21 protein-coding genes and 1 tRNA gene are annotated in these 16,119 nt (G+C 73.0%); 11 read left to right on the top strand and 11 right to left on the bottom strand.

From position 1 onward, the window contains the following. The first annotated feature begins 72 nt into the window (after positions 1 to 72). Positions 73 to 708 (top strand): rhomboid family intramembrane serine protease, encoded by a 636-nt coding sequence (locus ACFQE5_RS19645; RefSeq protein ID WP_379587077.1) that lies wholly within the window; start codon positions 73 to 75, stop codon positions 706 to 708. Beyond that, positions 708 to 1,562 carry a glutamate racemase gene (murI, locus tag ACFQE5_RS19640; RefSeq protein WP_379587075.1) on the top strand — a complete coding sequence of 285 codons (855 nt, stop codon included), beginning with the start codon at positions 708 to 710 and terminating at the stop codon, positions 1,560 to 1,562. The genes ACFQE5_RS19645 and murI overlap by 1 nt, the downstream gene beginning before the upstream one ends. On the opposite strand, the gene ACFQE5_RS19635 is transcribed toward murI, so the two are convergent. After that, the gene (locus ACFQE5_RS19635) at positions 1,520 to 1,843 is read right to left on the bottom strand and encodes an ArsR/SmtB family transcription factor (RefSeq protein ID WP_379587072.1); all 324 of its coding nucleotides are present in this window, start codon (positions 1,841 to 1,843) and stop codon (positions 1,520 to 1,522) included. The genes murI and ACFQE5_RS19635 overlap by 43 nt on opposite strands. A gap of 91 nt (positions 1,844 to 1,934) precedes the next feature. Here ACFQE5_RS19635 and ACFQE5_RS19630 point away from each other — a divergent pair, with 91 nt between their 5' ends. Genes ACFQE5_RS19630 through rdgB form a run of 6 tightly spaced genes read left to right on the top strand, consistent with a single transcriptional unit; the run spans position 1,935 to position 6,148 of the window. Further along, a complete protein-coding gene (locus ACFQE5_RS19630) occupies positions 1,935 to 3,128 on the top strand; it encodes an MFS transporter (protein WP_379587070.1) in 1,194 nt (397 codons plus the stop codon). Then, complete coding sequence (locus ACFQE5_RS19625) at positions 3,125 to 3,490, top strand: hypothetical protein (protein ID WP_379587068.1); 366 nt, start codon at positions 3,125 to 3,127, stop codon at positions 3,488 to 3,490. The genes ACFQE5_RS19630 and ACFQE5_RS19625 overlap by 4 nt, the downstream gene beginning before the upstream one ends. After that, positions 3,483 to 3,926 carry a hypothetical protein gene (locus ACFQE5_RS19620; protein ID WP_379587067.1) on the top strand — a complete coding sequence of 148 codons (444 nt, stop codon included), beginning with the start codon at positions 3,483 to 3,485 and terminating at the stop codon, positions 3,924 to 3,926. The genes ACFQE5_RS19625 and ACFQE5_RS19620 overlap by 8 nt, the downstream gene beginning before the upstream one ends. A gap of 11 nt (positions 3,927 to 3,937) precedes the next feature. After that, positions 3,938 to 4,723, top strand: coding sequence for an MBL fold metallo-hydrolase (locus tag ACFQE5_RS19615; RefSeq protein WP_379587065.1), 786 nt, complete (start codon positions 3,938 to 3,940; stop codon positions 4,721 to 4,723). A 52-nt stretch (positions 4,724 to 4,775) separates the two neighbouring features. Further along, positions 4,776 to 5,531, top strand: a complete 756-nt coding sequence (gene rph, locus ACFQE5_RS19610; protein ID WP_379587064.1) for a ribonuclease PH — start codon at positions 4,776 to 4,778, stop codon at positions 5,529 to 5,531. Next, on the top strand, positions 5,528 to 6,148 hold the full coding sequence (rdgB, locus tag ACFQE5_RS19605) for an RdgB/HAM1 family non-canonical purine NTP pyrophosphatase (RefSeq protein ID WP_379587061.1): 621 nt from the start codon (positions 5,528 to 5,530) through the stop codon (positions 6,146 to 6,148). The genes rph and rdgB overlap by 4 nt, the downstream gene beginning before the upstream one ends. Positions 6,149 to 6,178: 30 nt before the next feature. On the opposite strand, the gene ACFQE5_RS19600 is transcribed toward rdgB, so the two are convergent. Next, positions 6,179 to 6,589, bottom strand: coding sequence for a carboxymuconolactone decarboxylase family protein (locus ACFQE5_RS19600; protein ID WP_379587059.1), 411 nt, complete (start codon positions 6,587 to 6,589; stop codon positions 6,179 to 6,181). 128 nt (positions 6,590 to 6,717) lie between these two features. Here ACFQE5_RS19600 and ACFQE5_RS19595 point away from each other — a divergent pair, with 128 nt between their 5' ends. Then, positions 6,718 to 7,401 (top strand): TVP38/TMEM64 family protein, encoded by a 684-nt coding sequence (locus ACFQE5_RS19595; protein WP_379587058.1) that lies wholly within the window; start codon positions 6,718 to 6,720, stop codon positions 7,399 to 7,401. A 39-nt stretch (positions 7,402 to 7,440) separates the two neighbouring features. On the opposite strand, the gene ACFQE5_RS19590 is transcribed toward ACFQE5_RS19595, so the two are convergent. After that, positions 7,441 to 7,514, bottom strand: a tRNA-Leu gene (locus ACFQE5_RS19590). 127 nt (positions 7,515 to 7,641) lie between these two features. Then, positions 7,642 to 8,109, bottom strand: coding sequence for a thioredoxin-dependent thiol peroxidase (bcp, locus tag ACFQE5_RS19585; protein WP_379587057.1), 468 nt, complete (start codon positions 8,107 to 8,109; stop codon positions 7,642 to 7,644). Positions 8,110 to 8,231: 122 nt separating this feature from the next. Between bcp and ACFQE5_RS19580 the strand changes: the two genes are divergently transcribed. Further along, on the top strand, positions 8,232 to 8,453 hold the full coding sequence (locus ACFQE5_RS19580) for a DUF3618 domain-containing protein (RefSeq protein WP_379587055.1): 222 nt from the start codon (positions 8,232 to 8,234) through the stop codon (positions 8,451 to 8,453). Positions 8,454 to 8,498: 45 nt separating this feature from the next. On the opposite strand, the gene ACFQE5_RS19575 is transcribed toward ACFQE5_RS19580, so the two are convergent. From ACFQE5_RS19575 to ACFQE5_RS19565, 3 genes are all read right to left on the bottom strand, one after another. Further along, positions 8,499 to 9,740, bottom strand: a complete 1,242-nt coding sequence (locus ACFQE5_RS19575; RefSeq protein ID WP_379587053.1) for an NAD(P)/FAD-dependent oxidoreductase — start codon at positions 9,738 to 9,740, stop codon at positions 8,499 to 8,501. A gap of 115 nt (positions 9,741 to 9,855) precedes the next feature. Then, positions 9,856 to 10,635: a SigB/SigF/SigG family RNA polymerase sigma factor gene (locus ACFQE5_RS19570; protein ID WP_379587051.1), complete on the bottom strand. Its 780-nt coding sequence runs from the start codon at positions 10,633 to 10,635 to the stop codon at positions 9,856 to 9,858. After that, positions 10,632 to 11,168: an ATP-binding protein gene (locus ACFQE5_RS19565; protein ID WP_379587050.1), complete on the bottom strand. Its 537-nt coding sequence runs from the start codon at positions 11,166 to 11,168 to the stop codon at positions 10,632 to 10,634. The genes ACFQE5_RS19570 and ACFQE5_RS19565 overlap by 4 nt, the downstream gene beginning before the upstream one ends. Positions 11,169 to 11,493: 325 nt before the next feature. On the opposite strand from ACFQE5_RS19565, the gene ACFQE5_RS19560 reads away from it, so the two are divergent. Beyond that, positions 11,494 to 11,955 carry a hypothetical protein gene (locus tag ACFQE5_RS19560; RefSeq protein WP_379587048.1) on the top strand — a complete coding sequence of 154 codons (462 nt, stop codon included), beginning with the start codon at positions 11,494 to 11,496 and terminating at the stop codon, positions 11,953 to 11,955. A gap of 19 nt (positions 11,956 to 11,974) precedes the next feature. Here ACFQE5_RS19560 and ACFQE5_RS19555 read toward each other — a convergent pair whose 3' ends face one another. The 4 genes from ACFQE5_RS19555 to selA form a co-directional block, all read right to left on the bottom strand. Further along, on the bottom strand, positions 11,975 to 12,268 hold the full coding sequence (locus tag ACFQE5_RS19555) for a WhiB family transcriptional regulator (protein WP_379587046.1): 294 nt from the start codon (positions 12,266 to 12,268) through the stop codon (positions 11,975 to 11,977). Positions 12,269 to 12,412: 144 nt separating this feature from the next. After that, the gene (locus ACFQE5_RS19550) at positions 12,413 to 12,826 is read right to left on the bottom strand and encodes an anti-sigma factor antagonist (RefSeq protein ID WP_379587044.1); all 414 of its coding nucleotides are present in this window, start codon (positions 12,824 to 12,826) and stop codon (positions 12,413 to 12,415) included. A gap of 50 nt (positions 12,827 to 12,876) precedes the next feature. Then, the gene (gene selB, locus ACFQE5_RS19545; protein WP_379587042.1) at positions 12,877 to 14,688 is read right to left on the bottom strand and encodes a selenocysteine-specific translation elongation factor; all 1,812 of its coding nucleotides are present in this window, start codon (positions 14,686 to 14,688) and stop codon (positions 12,877 to 12,879) included. A 48-nt stretch (positions 14,689 to 14,736) separates the two neighbouring features. Continuing rightward, positions 14,737 to 16,059: an L-seryl-tRNA(Sec) selenium transferase gene (selA, locus tag ACFQE5_RS19540; protein ID WP_379587041.1), complete on the bottom strand. Its 1,323-nt coding sequence runs from the start codon at positions 16,057 to 16,059 to the stop codon at positions 14,737 to 14,739. Positions 16,060 to 16,119 lie beyond the last annotated feature (60 nt).

Genomic DNA, 16,119 nt, shown 5'->3' with positions numbered 1-16,119 from the left:
CGTGCCACGCAGCCACGACGTTCGACGGAACGTCGGCGGAGCATCCCGGCCGTTCCGCGTAACCTCGAGGGCATGGCAGCCTCCACGCCCCCGGTGCGGACCCCCCGGCGCTCACTCGCTCGTGTGTTCCCGGCGGCGCCCATGGCGGCACTGGTCGCGATGCTGGTGTTCACCGGTGTGCTCTACGTGGTCGAGTTCGTCGATCAGCTGACCAGCCTGCGGCTCGACTACGAGGGCGGGATCCTGCCGCGGGAGGTCTCCGGGCTCGACGGGGTGCTCTTCGCCCCGCTGCTGCACGCGGGCTGGGGGCACCTGATCGCGAACACGCTGCCGTTCCTGATCTTCGGGTTCCTCGTGATGGCCGGCGGGATCGGGCAGTTCATCGCGGTCACCGCGCTGATCTGGCTGTTCAGCGGGTTCGGCGTGTGGCTGCTCGGCCCGCCGCACACCTACGTCGTCGGCATGTCCGGGGTGATCTTCGGGTGGCTGGTCTTCCTGCTGGTTCGTGGCTTCTTCGCGCGCAGCGCCACACAGATCCTGCTCGCCGTGGTGCTCTTCGCGCTCTGGGGCGGGCTGCTGTTCGGGGTGCTTCCGGGTCAGCCGGGCATCTCCTGGCAGGCCCATCTGTTCGGGGCGCTGGCGGGAGTGCTCGCGGCCTGGATCGTCGCGCGGGCCGACCGGCGCGCCGCCACTGGTGCCGTCGTCTGATGGAGCCCGACCGCGACGCGCCCATCGGCATCTTCGATTCGGGCGTCGGTGGACTCACCGTGGCCCGGGCCGTGATCGACCAGCTGCCCGCCGAGCGGGTGGTCTACGTCGGCGACACCGCGAACGGTCCGTACGGTCCGCTGCGCATTCCTGAGGTCCGCAGGCATGCCCTCGCGATCGGGGACGCACTGGCCGCACGCGGGGTGAAGCTGCTCGTCATCGCGTGTAACACGGCGTCGGCGGCGTGCCTGGCCGACGCCCGTGAGCGCTACCCGATCCCGGTCGTCGAGGTCATCCTGCCTGCGGTGCGCCGCGCCGTCGCGGCTACTCGCAACGGGCGCATCGGCGTCATCGGCACCCGGGCGACGATCACCTCGGGCGCCTACACCGACGCGTTCGCCGCGGCCCGCGACGTCACGGTGACGGCGGTGGCGTGCCCCCGCTTCGTCGACTTCGTCGAGCGCGGCATGACCAGCGGCCGGCAGATCCTCGGTCTGGCGCAGAGCTATCTCGAACCGCTGCAGCGGGCCCAGGTCGATACCGTCGTCCTCGGTTGTACCCACTATCCGCTGCTCGCTGGGGTCCTGCAGATCGTGCTGGGGCCCGAGGTGACGCTGGTGTCCAGCGCCGACGAGACGGCCAAGGACGTCGTGCGCACCCTGATGGCGAGCGATCTGGCCCGGGACCCGCTCGAGGACCCGCCGTCCGGTCCGCACGAGTTCCTCGCCACCGGTGATCCGGAACCGTTCCGCAGGCTCGGCCGACGCTTCCTCGGACCGGAGATCGGGCCAGGCCTGGGGGTGCTCGACCTTCAGCGCTCGGCGGCGAGCACCCCGTCGAGCAGGCCGGGGTAGAGCGCGTCGAGGTCGTCGCGGCGGAGTGTGCTGATCCGCGCGGTGCCCACCGGCTGGGTGTGGATCACCCCGGCCTCGCGCAGGATCCGCATGTGATGGGTGACGGTCGACTTGCTGACCGGCAGGTCCACCGCGCCGCAGGAAATGCCGTGCGGGGCCTGGGCGAGCGCGCGGACGATCGTCAGCCGGACCGGATCGGCCAGTGCGTGCAGCACCGCCTCGATCCGCATCTCCGAACGCCTCGGATGCGGCAGGGCCAGATCGAACGGCGCCGAGGTCATGAGACCCATATTACGACAGGCTTCGTAGTTCGATATCTCTCGTAGTACGGTCGTGGTTGAACTGCCTGCACGACTCGTGACCGGGAGCACCATGTCTGCTCGCACGTACCTGCTCGCCGGCGGCGCCTTCGCCGTGGGGACGAGCGCCTACATCGTCTCCGGGGTCCTTCCGGACATCAGCGCCGAACTCGACGTCTCGGTGGGGACCGCCGGTCAGCTCGTCACCGCCTTCGCCATCGCCTACGCGATCAGCGCCCCACTGCTGGCCGCCGCAACCGGTCGCTGGGAGCGGCGCACCCTGCTGGTCGTCGCGCTGCTCGTCGCGTCGCTGGGCAACGCGCTGGCCGCACTGGCGCCGAACTTCCCACTGCTGATGGGCACGCGCGTGCTGAGCGCCCTCGGCGCGGCCGTCTACACCCCGGCCGCCACGCTGGTCGCCACCCAGCTCAGCCCGCCGCAGCGGCGCGGACGTGCCGTGGCGATCGTGTTCGGCGGGCTCACGTTCGCCCTCGTGCTCGGCGTTCCCGCGGGCAACCTGCTCGGCGGTGTCCTCGGCTATCGCGGGGTGTTCGCGTTGGTCGCGATCGCGTCCCTGATGGCGGCGATCGCGGTCCGGCTCGCGGTCCCGACGGTGGCCGCGCCGCCTCCGGTCGGCCTGCGAGCCCGGTTCGCCGTCGCCGCCGACCGCCGGGTGCTCATGGTGCTGTCGATGAGCGTGCTCGGGGTGCTCGCGGCGATGACGGTGTTCACGTACATCACCCCGTTGCTCGCCGCCGCCACCCATGTGCAGGGCGCGGTGGTCAGCGCGCTGCTGCTGGCCTACGGGGTGGGCGCCATGCTGGGCAACGGCATCGGCGGGCGGCTGACCGACCGGTTCGGTCCTCGGCGGCCGCTTCGGCTGAGCTTCGTACTGTTCGTGCTCGCCGTCGCGACCCTGCCGCTGACGCTTGCCACCGTCCCGGGCGCCGCCGCGGTGCTGTTCGTCTGGGGCGCCATCACCTGGTCGGTGAACCCGCCGATCCAGAGCTGGCTGATCGAGCTCGCGCCGGCGGGCAGCGGGCTGCTGCTGTCCCTCAACGCCTCCGCGATCTACCTCGGCGCCGGGCTGTCCGGGGTGTTCGGCGCGATCGTGATCGGGACGGCCGGGGTGCTGGCGCTGCCACCGGTCGCCGCGGCGCTGGCCGTCCTCGCCGTGGTGCTGCTGCTGCGCGCGAGCCGGCAGGGCCCGGTAGACCCGGCCGCCCCGGCCGCGCCGCAACCCGCTGCGGTAGCGTCCGCCGAATGATCCAGGCCCTGGTGGTCGTGGTATGGGTAGCGCTGGCCGCCTTGGCGGTACTGGGCATCGTCACCACGGCGTCGAACCGACCACCCGGTCGGCCACACAAGATCGCCACAGGAATCGTCGTCGCGCTGCTCGCCGTCCAGGCGGTGATCGCCGCGGTGCGGGTGCTCGGTGGTGTGCACCTGCCCGAGACCACGACGTTCCTGATCTATCTCGTCGTGTCGGTCTGCGTGCTGCCGATCGGCCTGCAGTTCGCCACCGCCGAACCGACGCGCTGGGGCGGCGCCGTCCTCGCCGTCGCCGCGATCGCGACCGGGGTGGCGGTGTGGCGGTTGCAGGACCTGTGGGTGGCCGGCGGTGCGTGAGTCCGCACCGCGGGCGACCTCCAGCGGTCCCGGGCGGGTCCTGATCGCCGTCTATGCGATCTTCGCGCTCTCCTCGACGGCGCGAGCCACGGTGCAGATCGCGACCAAGTTCCACGAGGCGCCGCTGGCCTACCTGCTGTCCGCGCTCGCCGGCGTCGTCTACATCCTGGCCACGATCGGCCTGGCCGGTCACGGCCCGGCATACCGCCGTCTGGCGTGGGCGGCCGTCGGATTCGAGCTCGCGGGCGTGCTGGTCGTCGGAACGCTGACCGTGCTCGACACCGCCGACTTCCCCGACGACACGGTGTGGTCGGTGTACGGGCGCGGATACGGGTTCGTGCCGCTGCTGTTGCCGGTCATCGGCCTGGCGTGGCTGCGTCGAACCCGCGCTCGGGCGGACGGAAGCCCGCACAGCCGGCCGGGCGGGCAGGGCTAACCTCGGGCACCATGCGGCTCATCGTGCTCGGTTGCACCGGCAGTGGACCGGGGCCGGCGGCGCCGGCTTCGGGGTATCTCGTCGAGGCCGGCGACCATCACCTGGTCCTCGACCTGGGTAACGGCACCCTCGGCGCCATGCAGCGCCACCTCGACCCGTTCGAGCTCGACGCGGTGCTGCTGACCCACCTGCACGCCGACCACTGCGCCGACATGTCCGGCCTGGTGGTCCACCGCCGCTACCATCCATCGCCCCCGTACGATCCGACCGTCCGCCGGTTGCCGGTGCACGCCCCGGCGGAGGCCCCCGAGCGGCTCGCCGCCGCCTACGCGCCGTCGGCCGTCGAGCGGGCGGAGACCGACCTGAGCGACGTGCTGGCCTTCCACGCACTGCGCGAGAACGGCGTGGCCGAGATCGCCGGCACCCTGGTTCGCGCCCGGCGCGTCGATCATCTCTGCGAGGCGTACGCGCTACGGGTCGAGCACGGCGGCCGCAGCCTGGTCTACAGCGGGGACACCGGCCCGTGCGCCGGGCTCGTCGAACTGGCCCGCAACGCCGACGTGCTGCTCTGCGAGGCGAGCTGGCCGCACGTCACCGAGGCCTGGGACGCCCCGCCGCCGGGCGTGCACCTCAGTGGACGGCAGGCGGGCGAGCACGCCGCCGCGGCCGGGGTGGGTCGGCTGCTGCTGACCCACGTCCCGCCCTGGTTCGACGGCGCCGTGCTGCTCGCGGAGGCCAAGGAAGCCTTCGACGGACCGGTGGAGCTGGTGCGGTCCGACGCGAGCTACGTGATCTGACCGGCCCCGGGCGCCGTTCGGCCGGTCGTCGGGGGCTGCCTAAGCTGGCCCGGTGACGCGCGCAGACGGCAGGTCCGACGACGAACTCCGCCCGGTGAAGATCACTCGGGGCTTCCAGAAGCATCCCGCGGGCTCGGTGCTGATCGAGTTCGGCGACACCAAGGTGCTGTGCGCGGCGAGCGTCACCGAGGGGGTTCCGCGCTGGCGCAAGGGGTCGGGCCTGGGATGGCTCACCGCGGAGTACGCGATGCTGCCCTCGGCCACCGACACGCGCAGCGAACGGGAGTCGGTGCGGGGCCGGATCGGTGGCCGAACCCACGAGATCAGCAGACTCATCGGGCGTTCCCTGCGCGCGTGCATCGACCTCAAGGCGCTCGGTGAGAACACGATCGCGCTCGACTGCGACGTCCTGCAGGCCGACGGCGGCACCCGCACGGCCGCGATCACCGGGGCGTACGTCGCGCTCGCCGACGCGGTCACCTGGCTGGGCGCGCACCGGCGCCTCTCCGACCCCAGGCCGCTGTCCTGCGCGGTCGCGGCGGTGAGCGTCGGGGTCGTCGACGGTCGGGTGCGGCTCGACCTGCCCTACGCCGAGGACTCGCGAGCGGAGGTCGACGCGAACGTGGTCGCCACCGACGCCGGGACGCTCATCGAGGTGCAGGGCACTGCCGAGGGGGCCACATTCACCCGCCGCACCCTCGACGCAATGCTCGACGTCTCGATGGCCGGTATCCGCCAGCTCGTCGAGCTCCAGGCCGCCGCGCTGGCCGCGCCCTATCCCGGCGAGCTGCCGGGAGCAGCGTCATGACCACGCTTCTGCTGGCCACCCGCAATGCGGGCAAACTCGTCGAGCTCCGGCGCATGGTGGAGGCGGTCGGCCTGCGCGGGATCGAGGTGCTCGGGCTCGCCGAGGTTCCCGCGTTCCCGGAGGCGCCCGAGACCGGCGCGACGTTCGCCGAGAACGCGGTGGCCAAGGCTCGCGACGCCGCCGCCGCCACCGGGCTGCCCTCGATCGCCGACGACTCCGGACTCGCCGTCGACGCGCTGTCCGGGATGCCCGGCGTGTTCTCCGCCCGCTGGTCGGGCCGCCACGGCGACGACGCGGGCAACCTGGAGCTGCTGCTCGCCCAGCTCCACGACGTGCCCGACGAGCGGCGGGGCGCCGCGTTCGTCTGCGCCGCGGCGCTGGTGGTGCCGGGTGCCTCGGCCGCGGTGACCGAGGAGGTCGTGGTGCACGGAACGTGGCGCGGTCGGCTGGTGCGGGCGCCGCGCGGGACCAACGGTTTCGGCTACGACCCGATCTTCGTCCCGGAGGGGGAGGAGCGGACCTCCGCCGAGCTGTCGCCCGCGGAGAAGGACGCCGTCTCGCACCGCGGCCGTGCCCTGCGGGCACTGCTCCCTCACCTGAAGGCGCTGGCGGACTGACCGACCCCGGGCAGGCGACAGGGGCGGGGGTCAGTCGGTCGGATCGTCCTCGGCCAGCACGCGGCGGGCCACCGCGAAGGCCGAGTTCGCGGCCGGCACCCCGCAGTAGATCGCGCTCTGCAGCAACACCTCGACGATTTCCTCGCGGTTGAGCCCGTTTCGCAGCGCGCCGCGCAGGTGCAGTTCCAGCTCGGCGAAATGCCCGTGCGCGACCAGCGCGGTCAGCGTGATCGCGCTGCGCATCCGGCGGTCGAGGCCGGGGCGGGTCCAGACCCCGCCCCAGGCGTAGCGGGTGATCATCTCCTGGAACTCGGCGGTGATCGCGTCGGCGCGTTCGAGTGCGGCGTCGACATGCCGGCCGCCGAGCACCTCGCGACGGACGGCGAGACCGTCGGGGTCGAGATCGAGGTCGGGGCGTCGGGGGTCCGAGGAAGCGCTCACGGCCGGTCACGTTAGTGCGGCGGGCCGGCGGTGCTGCCGCCTGCCGGACCCGGAACGCCGCGATCCCGCCCGGCGCCGGTCCCGGTGCCGACGGCGGCGCGTCAGTGGTCGCCGGTACGGTCGTCGTCGTGACGTGGTGGCGCCCGGTGATCGCCGGAGTGGGTGCGGTCGCCGTGGTGGCGGTACTCGTGCTGCTCGCCGCCGTGAACGGGGTGCCGGGGGTCGGCGAGCTGCGGGCCAGTATGGCCGCAGCCGGGATCTGGGCGCCCGCGTTGTTCGTGGCCGTGCAGGCCGGGCTGACCGTCGCTCCGATCCCGCGCACCGTGTTCACCCTCAGCGCCGGCCTGCTGTTCGGTTCGCTCCCCGGTCTCCTGCTGACCCTGTCGGCCTCCGCCCTGGCCGCGGTCATCGCGTTCGTGCTGGTCCGGGCGACCGGGGGACGGCTGGTGGCGCGCCATGTCCGCAGCCCCGCCGTGCACTGGGTCCGGCAGCGGCTCGACCACCACGGCACACTCGCGGTGACCTCGTTGCGCCTCATCCCGCTGTTGCCGTTCTCCGTGCTCAACTACCTGGCCGGGCTCTCCACGGTGCGCTTCCTGCCCTACCTGCTCGGGACGGTGCTCGGGATCCTGCCCGGAACCACCGCGCTCGTGGTGCTGGGGGACGCGGTCACCGGGCGGCCCTCGCCCGCGCTGCTGGCGGTGTCGGCGGTGTGCGGGCTGGTCGGGGTGGGCGGTGCGATGCTCGCCGCGCGGCGCCCACTGCCGTGCGAGCCGATGGCGGGGCCGGAACGCTCCGGGAGCGCCAGCTGAGCCTCCCCGTCGGACGCTCAGCGGCAGCGCTGGTCACCGTACCGGCGGCGGGATTCGAACCCGCACTGTCGACTACCTAAAAGTCGTGTCTCTGCCAGTTGGACTACGCCGGCTGCTGCGACACCGGGTCTCGGTGATCGCGTGGCAGTCGAGCCCAGGATACGGAGGGTCCCCGGGCGGTTGTCGGTGTGGTCGCCGTTGCGGTGGTCGAGGGCGAGTTGCGGACGGCCGGTGGGGAGGTCAGATCCTCAGGTCCCTGCGCAGCTTGGCCACGTGCCCGGTGGCGCGCACGTTGTACAACGCCTGCTCGATCGTGCCGTCCGCGTCGACGAGGAACGTCGAGCGGATCACCCCCGTCACCGTCTTGCCGTACATCTGCTTCTCGCCGAACGCGCCCCAGGCGGTCAGGACCTCCCGCTCGGGATCGGACAGCAGCGGAAAGTTCAGGCCCTCCGCGTCCCGGAACTTCGCGAGCTTGGCGGGCTTGTCCGGGGAGATCCCGATGACGTCGACGCCCGCCTCGCCCAGTTCGCCGAGGTTGTCGCGGAAGTCGCAGGCCTGCTTCGTGCAGCCGGGTGTGCTCGCGGCGGGGTAGAAGTAGACGATCACCTTGCGGCCCCGGTAGTCGGCCAGCGAGACCCGGTTGCCGTCCGAGTCGGGGAGGGTGAAATCGGGTGCGGGGTCGCCCACGGCGAGTCGGTCACTCATGACACGATCCTTCCAGGCCGGGGCTTCGATGACCGCGCGGGCGCGGCCGCCGGGGCGTGCCGGGCCCCCTTGATCTACCGTGTGGACTTCCCGGAACCGAGGACCAGCACCGAGGAGGAGTCGTGGCGCGCGACCCCGAGACCATTCAGCGCGAGATCGAGCAGGCTCGGGACGCCCTTGCCGAGAGCCTGAACGAGCTGGCCGATCGGGCACATCCCAGGAGATATGTCGACAGCGGCAGGCAGCAGCTCCAGGCCAAGATGGCCGACCCGAAGATCAAGTATGCGCTGTACGGCGTGGGTGCCGTGCTGGCGCTCGCGCTGCTTCGCAAGTTGTTCCGCTAACGAAGCGGGCGCAGCGAACATCGGCGCTGACCGCGGCGTGGACCGTCAACCCAGCGACCGCGCGAACTCCTGCGCGGCCGCGCGGTCCGCGCCGCGACTGAGCAAGCCGCGATAGCGGGCGACGAGCCGCGCGGCGCCGAACCCGACCACGGAGACGAGCCGCTCGCCGGCGAGGTAGCCGACGACGGTGCCCTGCACGGCCCCGCCGGCGAGGCCCTCGCCGTGCAGCGGGAACGTCGCGTCCGCCAGCTCGGGGCGGCCGATGAGCTGAATCTTGAGGCCGAACTGGTCGGACCAGAAGTACGGCACGGCCGGCGGCGGTGCGTCGGCGCCGACGATGGACGCGGCGACGACGGCTGCCTGGTCGCTCGCGTTGGTCCAGTGCTCGCTGCGGTGCGGGCCACCGTGTTCGGCGCTCTCCCAGGCCGCGACGTCGCCGACGGCCCAGACCCCGGCCAGCCCCCGCACCCGCCCCGAAGCGTCACAGACCAGCCCGTCGCGCAGATCCAGCCCGGTGTCGGCCAGCCAGCCCAGCTCGGGGGCGCCGCCGACGCCGACGACTGCGACGTCCGCGCCGAGCCGGGTGCCGTCGGCGAGCTCGACGGCCACGGCGCCGTTCCCGTCGGCGGGCTCGAGGAAGCGCGTCAGCCGGGCCTCGGTGCGTAGCGTGACTCCGGCCTCGGTCAGCAGGCGTCCGCAGATCGCGCCCACCTCGGCGCCGAGCGCGCGGGAGAACGGTACCGGCATCGCCTCCAGCACGGTGACCTCGAGACCGCGGTCGCGCGCCGTGCTGGCCACCTCGGCACCGACGAACCCGCCGCCGATGACAAGCAGCGATCCGGCCTGCTGCAGGGCCGAGCGCAGCGCGAGCGCGTCGTCGAGGGTGCGCAGGGTGTGCACGTGGTCCGGCTGGCCCGCAAGCCGCCTGGCCACCACACCCGTGGCGATGACGACCGCATCGGCGTGCAAGGTCGAGCCGTCGGACAGCTCCGCCTCGCCGGGCCGCAGCGCAACGGCCCGCACCCCGAGGTAGTACCGGACCCCGAGCTCATCGAGCTTCTCCGGGTCGCACAGGACGACGCGGTCGGGCTCCCAGGCGCCGGCCAGCAGTTGTTTGGACAGCGGCGGCCGGTCATAGGGCGGGTGGGGCTCCTCGCCGACGAGGCTGATCCGACCCTGGTAGCCGGAGGCCCGCAACTGTTCGACGGTGCGCAGCCCGCCCAGCCCGGCGCCGATGACCAGCACGTGCTCCGGCTGGCTGGGCGCCGCATCACCTCGTGCGTGCATGCGCCGCGGACCCCCCTTCTACCGGGCTCGCCGGTCGTGGTCATCTTGACGGAACGGCGATTCTGGCACCGCGGGTGGTCAACCGACCGCCGCTGGGATCCTGCTCACGTCGGCGCTACTCGCCCTGGGCGTCCAGCTCCAGGCGGGAGCGCAACCGGTCCAGGGTCTGCGCGAGCAACCGCGACACGTGCATCTGGGAGATCCCGACCTGTTCCGCGATCTGGGTCTGTGTCATGCCGCCGAAAAATCGCAGCATGACGATGGTGCGCTCGCGGGGGGCCAGTTCGGCCAGCAGCGGTCGCAGGGTCTGCCGGTAGTCCACCCGATCCAGTTCGGCGTCGGCGGCCCCGACCAACTCCCCGACGGTCGCGCTGCCCTGTTCGGAGGACAGCATCTCGTCCAGCGAGGAGCTGCGGTACGCCTCGGCGGCCTCGAGGCCCTCCAACACCTCGGCGACCGGTAGCCCGAGCTGTTCGGCGATCTCGCTGGGCCGTGGTGCCCGGCCGAGCCGCTGCGAGAGATCGGAGACCACGCCGTTGATCGAGACATGCAGGTCCTTGAGGCGTCGCGGGACCCGCATCGACCAGCCCTGGTCCCGGAAGTGCCGCCGTACCTCACCGCTGATCGTGGGCACCGCGAAGGAGAAGAAGTCGGAACCCTTGTCCGGGGAGAACCGGTCGACCGCGTTGATGAGCCCGACGGTGGCCACCTGCACCAGATCGTCGAGCGGCTCGCCGCGGTGGGCGAAGCGACGAGCGATGTGCTGGGCGACGGGCAGAAAACCGGTCACCAGCTCCTCGCGCAGCGACTCCCGGCGCGGGTCGTCCGCCGCGAGCCCCGCATATTCCTCGAGCAGCGGGATGAGGTGACCGTACTCGGGGTCGGACTGGGTCACTGCGATGGCGCGCCCGCGCTCTTGCCGAGCACGATACTGACGGTGGCGTGACCGTCCGCGTCGGCCGAATGCTCGACGGCGACCTCGTCAGCCAGCGTCTCGAGGACGCGCCAGCCGAACGTATCGGTCGACACCGTCGTGTCCGTGGCGGCTGCCATGACCTGGGCGCTGACCTGGATGCGCTCCGGGAAGACCAGGAACGTGCAGTGCAGGCCGGAGCCCGGAGCGGCCACGTCGACGAGTGTGGCGCACGCCTCATCGACCGCCATGCGCAGGTCGGAGATGGCGTCGAGATCGAAGTCGGCCCGGGCTGCGAGATCAGAGGCGACCGCTCGGATGGTCGGGATCAGGGCGGCCGTCGCTACCGTCCTGATCTCGACGGCGGACGCGCCGTCCGCAACGGTTGCGGAGCCGGCCGAGTCCTTGGTGGGCACGCGGAGGCATCTCCTTCTCTCCGGCTTCCTTGGGACAGGTCGCCATCTTACTACCCGGTCCGAGCGGGGATCAATCACCGAGGTGCCCGCCGCGGTCACAGGTCACGCACGTCGATACCGTTCGTCCGCTCGAGGACGCCATTCGTGCCCGATTGGGCGTATCGGGGGTCCGCCGGCTCCCGCCATTCACGGACGATCGGCCGCCGTTCACCGTATCGGCTCGCCTCGGCTGGACGATGTGCCCCAGCGGCCGGTTAGGTCACCATCGAGAGGATCGCCGCCACGACGCGCGGCGCTAACCGGAGGGACGACACCCATGGTTGCGGTTCCCGGAGTCGGGTTACCCGGAGCCGTGGTTCCGATTCCTTCGGCGTCGGCGCGGTGCCCCGTCCCGACCCGCCTGGTTGCCATCGCAGTGAGTCCGATGGAAATCCTCCGGCCCGGATCCGACCTCGCCCGGATCCTCAAGGACACTGTCGCCGACCTGCTCGTCGCCTGTGAGGACGGGCCGGCGGCCCAGGACACGAGCGGCGCGAGCTACCTGGACTATCCGGACTACGAGGACGACGAGGACGCGGACCTGCACGAATCCGATGAGGTACGGGCCGCGGTGGCCCAGCTCGACCTGCCCGGGCTGCGGCTGCACCGACTCGGGCTCCGCGCACCGCTCGGACCTGAGTGCGAGGCCGACCTGCTGGCCGCGATGAGCGAGCTCGTCGGCTTCGATCCCGAACCAGGCGTCTACTGTCTCGCGCCGCTCCCGGCGCCGACCGACCCGAACCGGACGGCCGTCGTGCGAGCCGCCCAGCGCATCGCCCAGATCTACGGCCTGCCCGTGCTGCGCTACCGCTGCCTGGAGTTCTCGGTGGTCGCCGACTCGGCCTGAGCCGCCGGCGCCGGGCGAGTCAGCTGGCCGCGGCCATCCCGCGACGTTCCAGGATGACCCGCCGCTCGGTTTCGGCGAGCCCGCCCCACACTCCGAACGGCTCACGGGTCCGCAGCGCGAACTCACGGCACTGTTCGATGACCGGGCAGCGGCTGCAGACCTGCTTGGCCTGCGCCGTTCGGCGAGCTCTGGACGGGTTTCGCTCACCGTCGGGGTGGAAGAACACAGCGCTGTCCATCCCGCGGCAGGCGCCGAGGCGCTGCCACTCCCAGGCGTGGTCCATGGGTCCAGGAAGTCGGGAAACATCGGTCATCGCGGGCCCACCTCGTTCTTCTCCTGCGACCCGACGTCGGTGTGCCGGGTGATCGCAGGCGTGATTCCCACAAGTCACGGGTCGTCAAACCCCTGGCGTCCAGGACATGAGCCGATTTCGCTCGCCGGGAGCGAGATGGGCGGCTCACGGCGGTTCGAGTGCCTCCTCGACGCTGCCGCGGATGTCGAACATCGGCAGCAGCCCGGCGATCGACAGTGGGCGCAGTACCCGGTGCCCGGTGCACACGAGTCGCAGCCCCACCCCGGCCTCGAACGCGGCCTCACGAATCTCGATCAGCACGGCGAGCCCGCTGGTGCCGAGGAAGGTCACGTCGTTCAGACCGAGCACGATCAGCTCGAGTGCGCCCCCGGGCCCCAGCTGGTCGAGCATGACCGCGCGCAGCTGCGGGGAGGTCAGCATGTCCAGCTCCCCACCGACGGTGATGACCGCCGTCCCCGGGGCCGGAGCGGTCACCGCGACGGTGATCTGGCCATCCACCTCGCTGGCGCGGCGGATCGGTGACGGGTCGCCGGGGAAGGGCGCGTGCGTGTCGGCCATTCCGGCGACCGTAAGCCTCCGGTGTGCCGGCCGCCACTTGGAACCGAACCTCAGGTCAGCCGGTGACCGCCGGCCGGGGTCCGGGCGGTTCGGCCGGTGCGGGCGAGCAGCTCCAGCAGCGGCACCGCGACCCGTCGGGTGGTGCCGAGCGCCTGCCTGGCGGCACTGAGCGTGAACTCCGGACCGAGCGTGGCGAGCACCTCCACCGCACGGTCGTCGGCGCCGGGCAGCAGCACCACGCCGTCGGCGACGCGGAGCAGCTCACCGGCCCTGACCAGGGACGCGATCTGCTTGGGTCCGAGTCCCAGCTCGGCGAGCCGGTCCGCCTCGGGGGCGGCGAAGGGGTCGCGGCTCAGCTGAGCGCGCAGCGTCCCCAGCGCGCTGAGCAGGGCCTCGGGCAGTCCAGCGGCCACGGATCGCGTGACCCGGCCCTCGCGGAGCATCAGCACGGCGCCCTCGGTGCGGGCGGCGGCCCGGAGAAGCGCTTCGACGAGCCTGGCATCGGGCAGCCCGGCGGCGCGACGGGCCGCCTCGATCGGCAGTCCGGGGTCGAGCGGATCGGCGTCGTCGTGGGCGGCGACGGCGCTGGTGAGCTGGGCGGTGAGTGCGGCGACCCGCCCGGCGTCGACCAGCCAACCCGCCGCTGCGGGATGCCCGGCGGCGGCGAGCGCGTCGACGTCGCCGGCCGCAACCCCCATCGCGACGAGCTCGTCGCGCCGGGCAATCCCGCGCCGCGCCAGCTCGGCGGCGGCGTCCGCAACGCCGTCCATCCCCGCCAGCTCCGCCGCCCGACGGGTCGCGGCACCACGGCGGCGCAGTGGTGGCGGCGCGGGGTCGAGGACCGTGACGCCGGCGGCGACCCGGCGGCGACCGGGGTCGCGCAGCACGGCCCGGTCCCCGATCCGCAGCGGCACCGGATGCCGCAGGCGCAGCCGCGCGGTGTCGGCGCCGAGCGGGCGGATCCGGGCCGCGACGGCCACCGATCCGATGTGCAGGGTCAGCTCCACGGGCATCTCCGCCGGGTCGGATGCGGCCCCGCCCACCCCGCGCAGCCGCACGTCGAGCAGGTCGGTGGTGAGCCAGGCGCCGGGGCGAAGCAACACGTCCCCGCGGGCGACCGCCTCGCGCGGCACCCCGCGCAGGTTGACCGCGACGCGCGCGACCCCGCGAACCTCGTCGGTCTGCTCCCCGAGGCTCTGCAGGCCGCGGACGGTGACCCGCCGGCTGTCGTCGGCCGCGATCAGCTCCAGCTCGTCGTCGACGCGGATCCGGCCGGCCGCAAGCGTCCCGGTGACGACGGTGCCCGCACCCCGGACGGAGAACGAGCGGTCGACCCACAGCCGGACGTCCGCGTCGGGGTCGGGCACCGGCAGGGCGGTGACGAGCTGGCCGAGCATGGCGCGCAGCTCGTCCATCCCCTCGCCGGTGACCGCCGAGACACAGACCGCGGGCACGTGCTCCAGGCCGGTGCCGGCCAGGTGTTCCGCGGCCTCCTCGCGGGCGAGCCGGGGGTCGAGCAGATCGCTGCGGGTGATCACGAGCAGCCCGTCGTGGACGCCGAGGGCCTCGAGGGCGTCGAGATGTTCGGTGGACTGCGGCATCCAGCCCTCGTCCGCGGCCACCACGAACAGTGCCGCGGGCGCCGGACCGACGCCGGCCAGCATCGTGCTGACGAACCGCTCGTGGCCCGGAACGTCGACGAACGCGATGGTGGCCCCGTCGGCCAGTGTGGTCCACACGAATCCGAGGTCGATCGTCATCCCACGCCGGCGCTCCTCGGCCCAGCGGTCGGGTTCCATCCCGGTCAGCGCGCGGACCAGCGTCGATTTCCCGTGATCGACGTGCCCGGCCGTCGCGACCACTGCCCGCCGCCCGTGAGTGCGTAACGGTGTTCTTACACTGTTTCGCACTCACAGCCCCCGATGAGCTGCGAGGACGGCATCGGCGATGGTGTCGTCGGCCTCGGGTGGCAACGCGCGCAGATCGAGCAGGCAGCGGCCGTTCTCCAGGTGGCCGAGCACAGCAGGCTCACCGCGACGCAGCGCAGCGGCGAACCGCTCGGGCAGCGCGACGGCCGCGCTGGGCAGCACCACCCCCGGCGCACCGCCGCCGCCAACGGTCGACGCGGAGTCAACGGCCTCGGCCTCGACACCCGCGCTGGCCAGCCGCGCGGCCAGCGCCTCGGCGCGGACTCGGAGCCCGGCGGCGTCGGCGTCGAGCGCCACCCGGGTCGGCGGGGAGGGGCCGCGCAGGGTCGCCTCGAACGCGGCCAGGGTCAGCTTGTCCACCCGCATCGCCCTCGCGAGCGGGTGCCGGCGGATGCGCTGCACCAGGTCGGCGCCGACGCCCGGGGAGCCGAGCAGAAGCCCGGCCTGCGGCCCGCCGAGCAGCTTGTCCCCCGAGGCCGTCACGAGCGTGGCACCCTGGGCGAGCGCGGTCGCGGCGTCGGGTTCCCCGGGGAGCAGCGGATGCGGCTGGAGCAGCCCGGACCCGATGTCGGCCACGACCGGGACGCCGAGCGCGGCCAGCTCCGGAAGGCCCACGGCCCGGGTGAAGCCGGTGATCGTGAAGTTCGACGGATGCACCTTGAGCACGAACGCGGTCTCATCGGTGATCGCGTCGGCATAGTCGCCGGGATGCACCCGGTTGGTCGTGCCGACCTCGCGCAGCCGGGCCCCGGCCGCGGTGAGCAGATCGGGAATGCGGAAGCTGTCGCCGATCTCGACGAGCTCGCCCCGGGAGACGACGATCTCGCGGCCCACGGCGAGCGTGCCGGCCACGAGCGCCAGCGCGGCGGCACCGTTGTTGACCAGATGCGCCGCGCCGGCGCCGGGCACCGCGGCGAGGAGGGCGTCGATGGCCGCGGCGCCGCGCCGCCCGCGCCCCCCGGTGGTCAGGTCGAGTTCGACATCGCACGTTCCGGCGGCCAGCGCCAGCGCCTCGCGGGCCGCGGCCGACAGCGGGGCCCGGCCGAGGTTGGTGTGCAGCAGCACCCCGGTCGCGTTGAGCACCGGGCGCAGCCCGGTGGCGGTGGCGGGCAGCGCGTCGAGGGCGGTGCCTGCGACCGCGTCGGGCGGGATCTCCCCGCGCCGCGCCCGCTTCTGGGCCGCGACGACGGCTCGTTTGACCAGGTTCCGGCCCAGCCGCTGGGCGGCCGCCGCGAGCCGCGGGTCGGCGAGCACCGCGTCGGTGCGCGGCACCAGGCGGCGCGGGTCTGCCGCGGTGTCGGTCACACGCGCACCCTACGTCGTCGTGCCCTGGGCCTTCGCGCGGTGATCGGCGTACGGGCGGCT

Source organism: Pseudonocardia hispaniensis (assembly GCF_042658695.1).
Lineage (GTDB): Bacteria > Actinomycetota > Actinomycetes > Mycobacteriales > Pseudonocardiaceae > Pseudonocardia > Pseudonocardia hispaniensis.
Note: the sequence above shows the minus strand (reverse complement) of the source record. Positions and strands in the feature narration are given on the sequence as shown.

What these genes read in the sequence shown, in the direction of transcription:
- ACFQE5_RS19560 (WP_379587048.1), top strand. Translation starts at nt 11,494, where the DNA reads ATGGAAATCCTCCGGCCCGGATCCGACCTCGCCCGGATCCTCAAGGAC.
- bcp (WP_379587057.1), bottom strand. Translation starts at nt 8,109, where the DNA reads ATGAGTGACCGACTCGCCGTGGGCGACCCCGCACCCGATTTCACCCTC.
- ACFQE5_RS19550 (WP_379587044.1), bottom strand. Translation starts at nt 12,826, where the DNA reads ATGGCCGACACGCACGCGCCCTTCCCCGGCGACCCGTCACCGATCCGC.
- ACFQE5_RS19625 (WP_379587068.1), top strand. Translation starts at nt 3,125, where the DNA reads ATGATCCAGGCCCTGGTGGTCGTGGTATGGGTAGCGCTGGCCGCCTTG.
- ACFQE5_RS19645 (WP_379587077.1), top strand. Translation starts at nt 73, where the DNA reads ATGGCAGCCTCCACGCCCCCGGTGCGGACCCCCCGGCGCTCACTCGCT.
- ACFQE5_RS19555 (WP_379587046.1), bottom strand. Translation starts at nt 12,268, where the DNA reads ATGACCGATGTTTCCCGACTTCCTGGACCCATGGACCACGCCTGGGAG.
- ACFQE5_RS19635 (WP_379587072.1), bottom strand. Translation starts at nt 1,843, where the DNA reads ATGACCTCGGCGCCGTTCGATCTGGCCCTGCCGCATCCGAGGCGTTCG.
- ACFQE5_RS19615 (WP_379587065.1), top strand. Translation starts at nt 3,938, where the DNA reads ATGCGGCTCATCGTGCTCGGTTGCACCGGCAGTGGACCGGGGCCGGCG.
- rdgB (WP_379587061.1), top strand. Translation starts at nt 5,528, where the DNA reads ATGACCACGCTTCTGCTGGCCACCCGCAATGCGGGCAAACTCGTCGAG.
- ACFQE5_RS19630 (WP_379587070.1), top strand. Translation starts at nt 1,935, where the DNA reads ATGTCTGCTCGCACGTACCTGCTCGCCGGCGGCGCCTTCGCCGTGGGG.
- murI (WP_379587075.1), top strand. Translation starts at nt 708, where the DNA reads ATGGAGCCCGACCGCGACGCGCCCATCGGCATCTTCGATTCGGGCGTC.
- ACFQE5_RS19575 (WP_379587053.1), bottom strand. Translation starts at nt 9,740, where the DNA reads ATGCACGCACGAGGTGATGCGGCGCCCAGCCAGCCGGAGCACGTGCTG.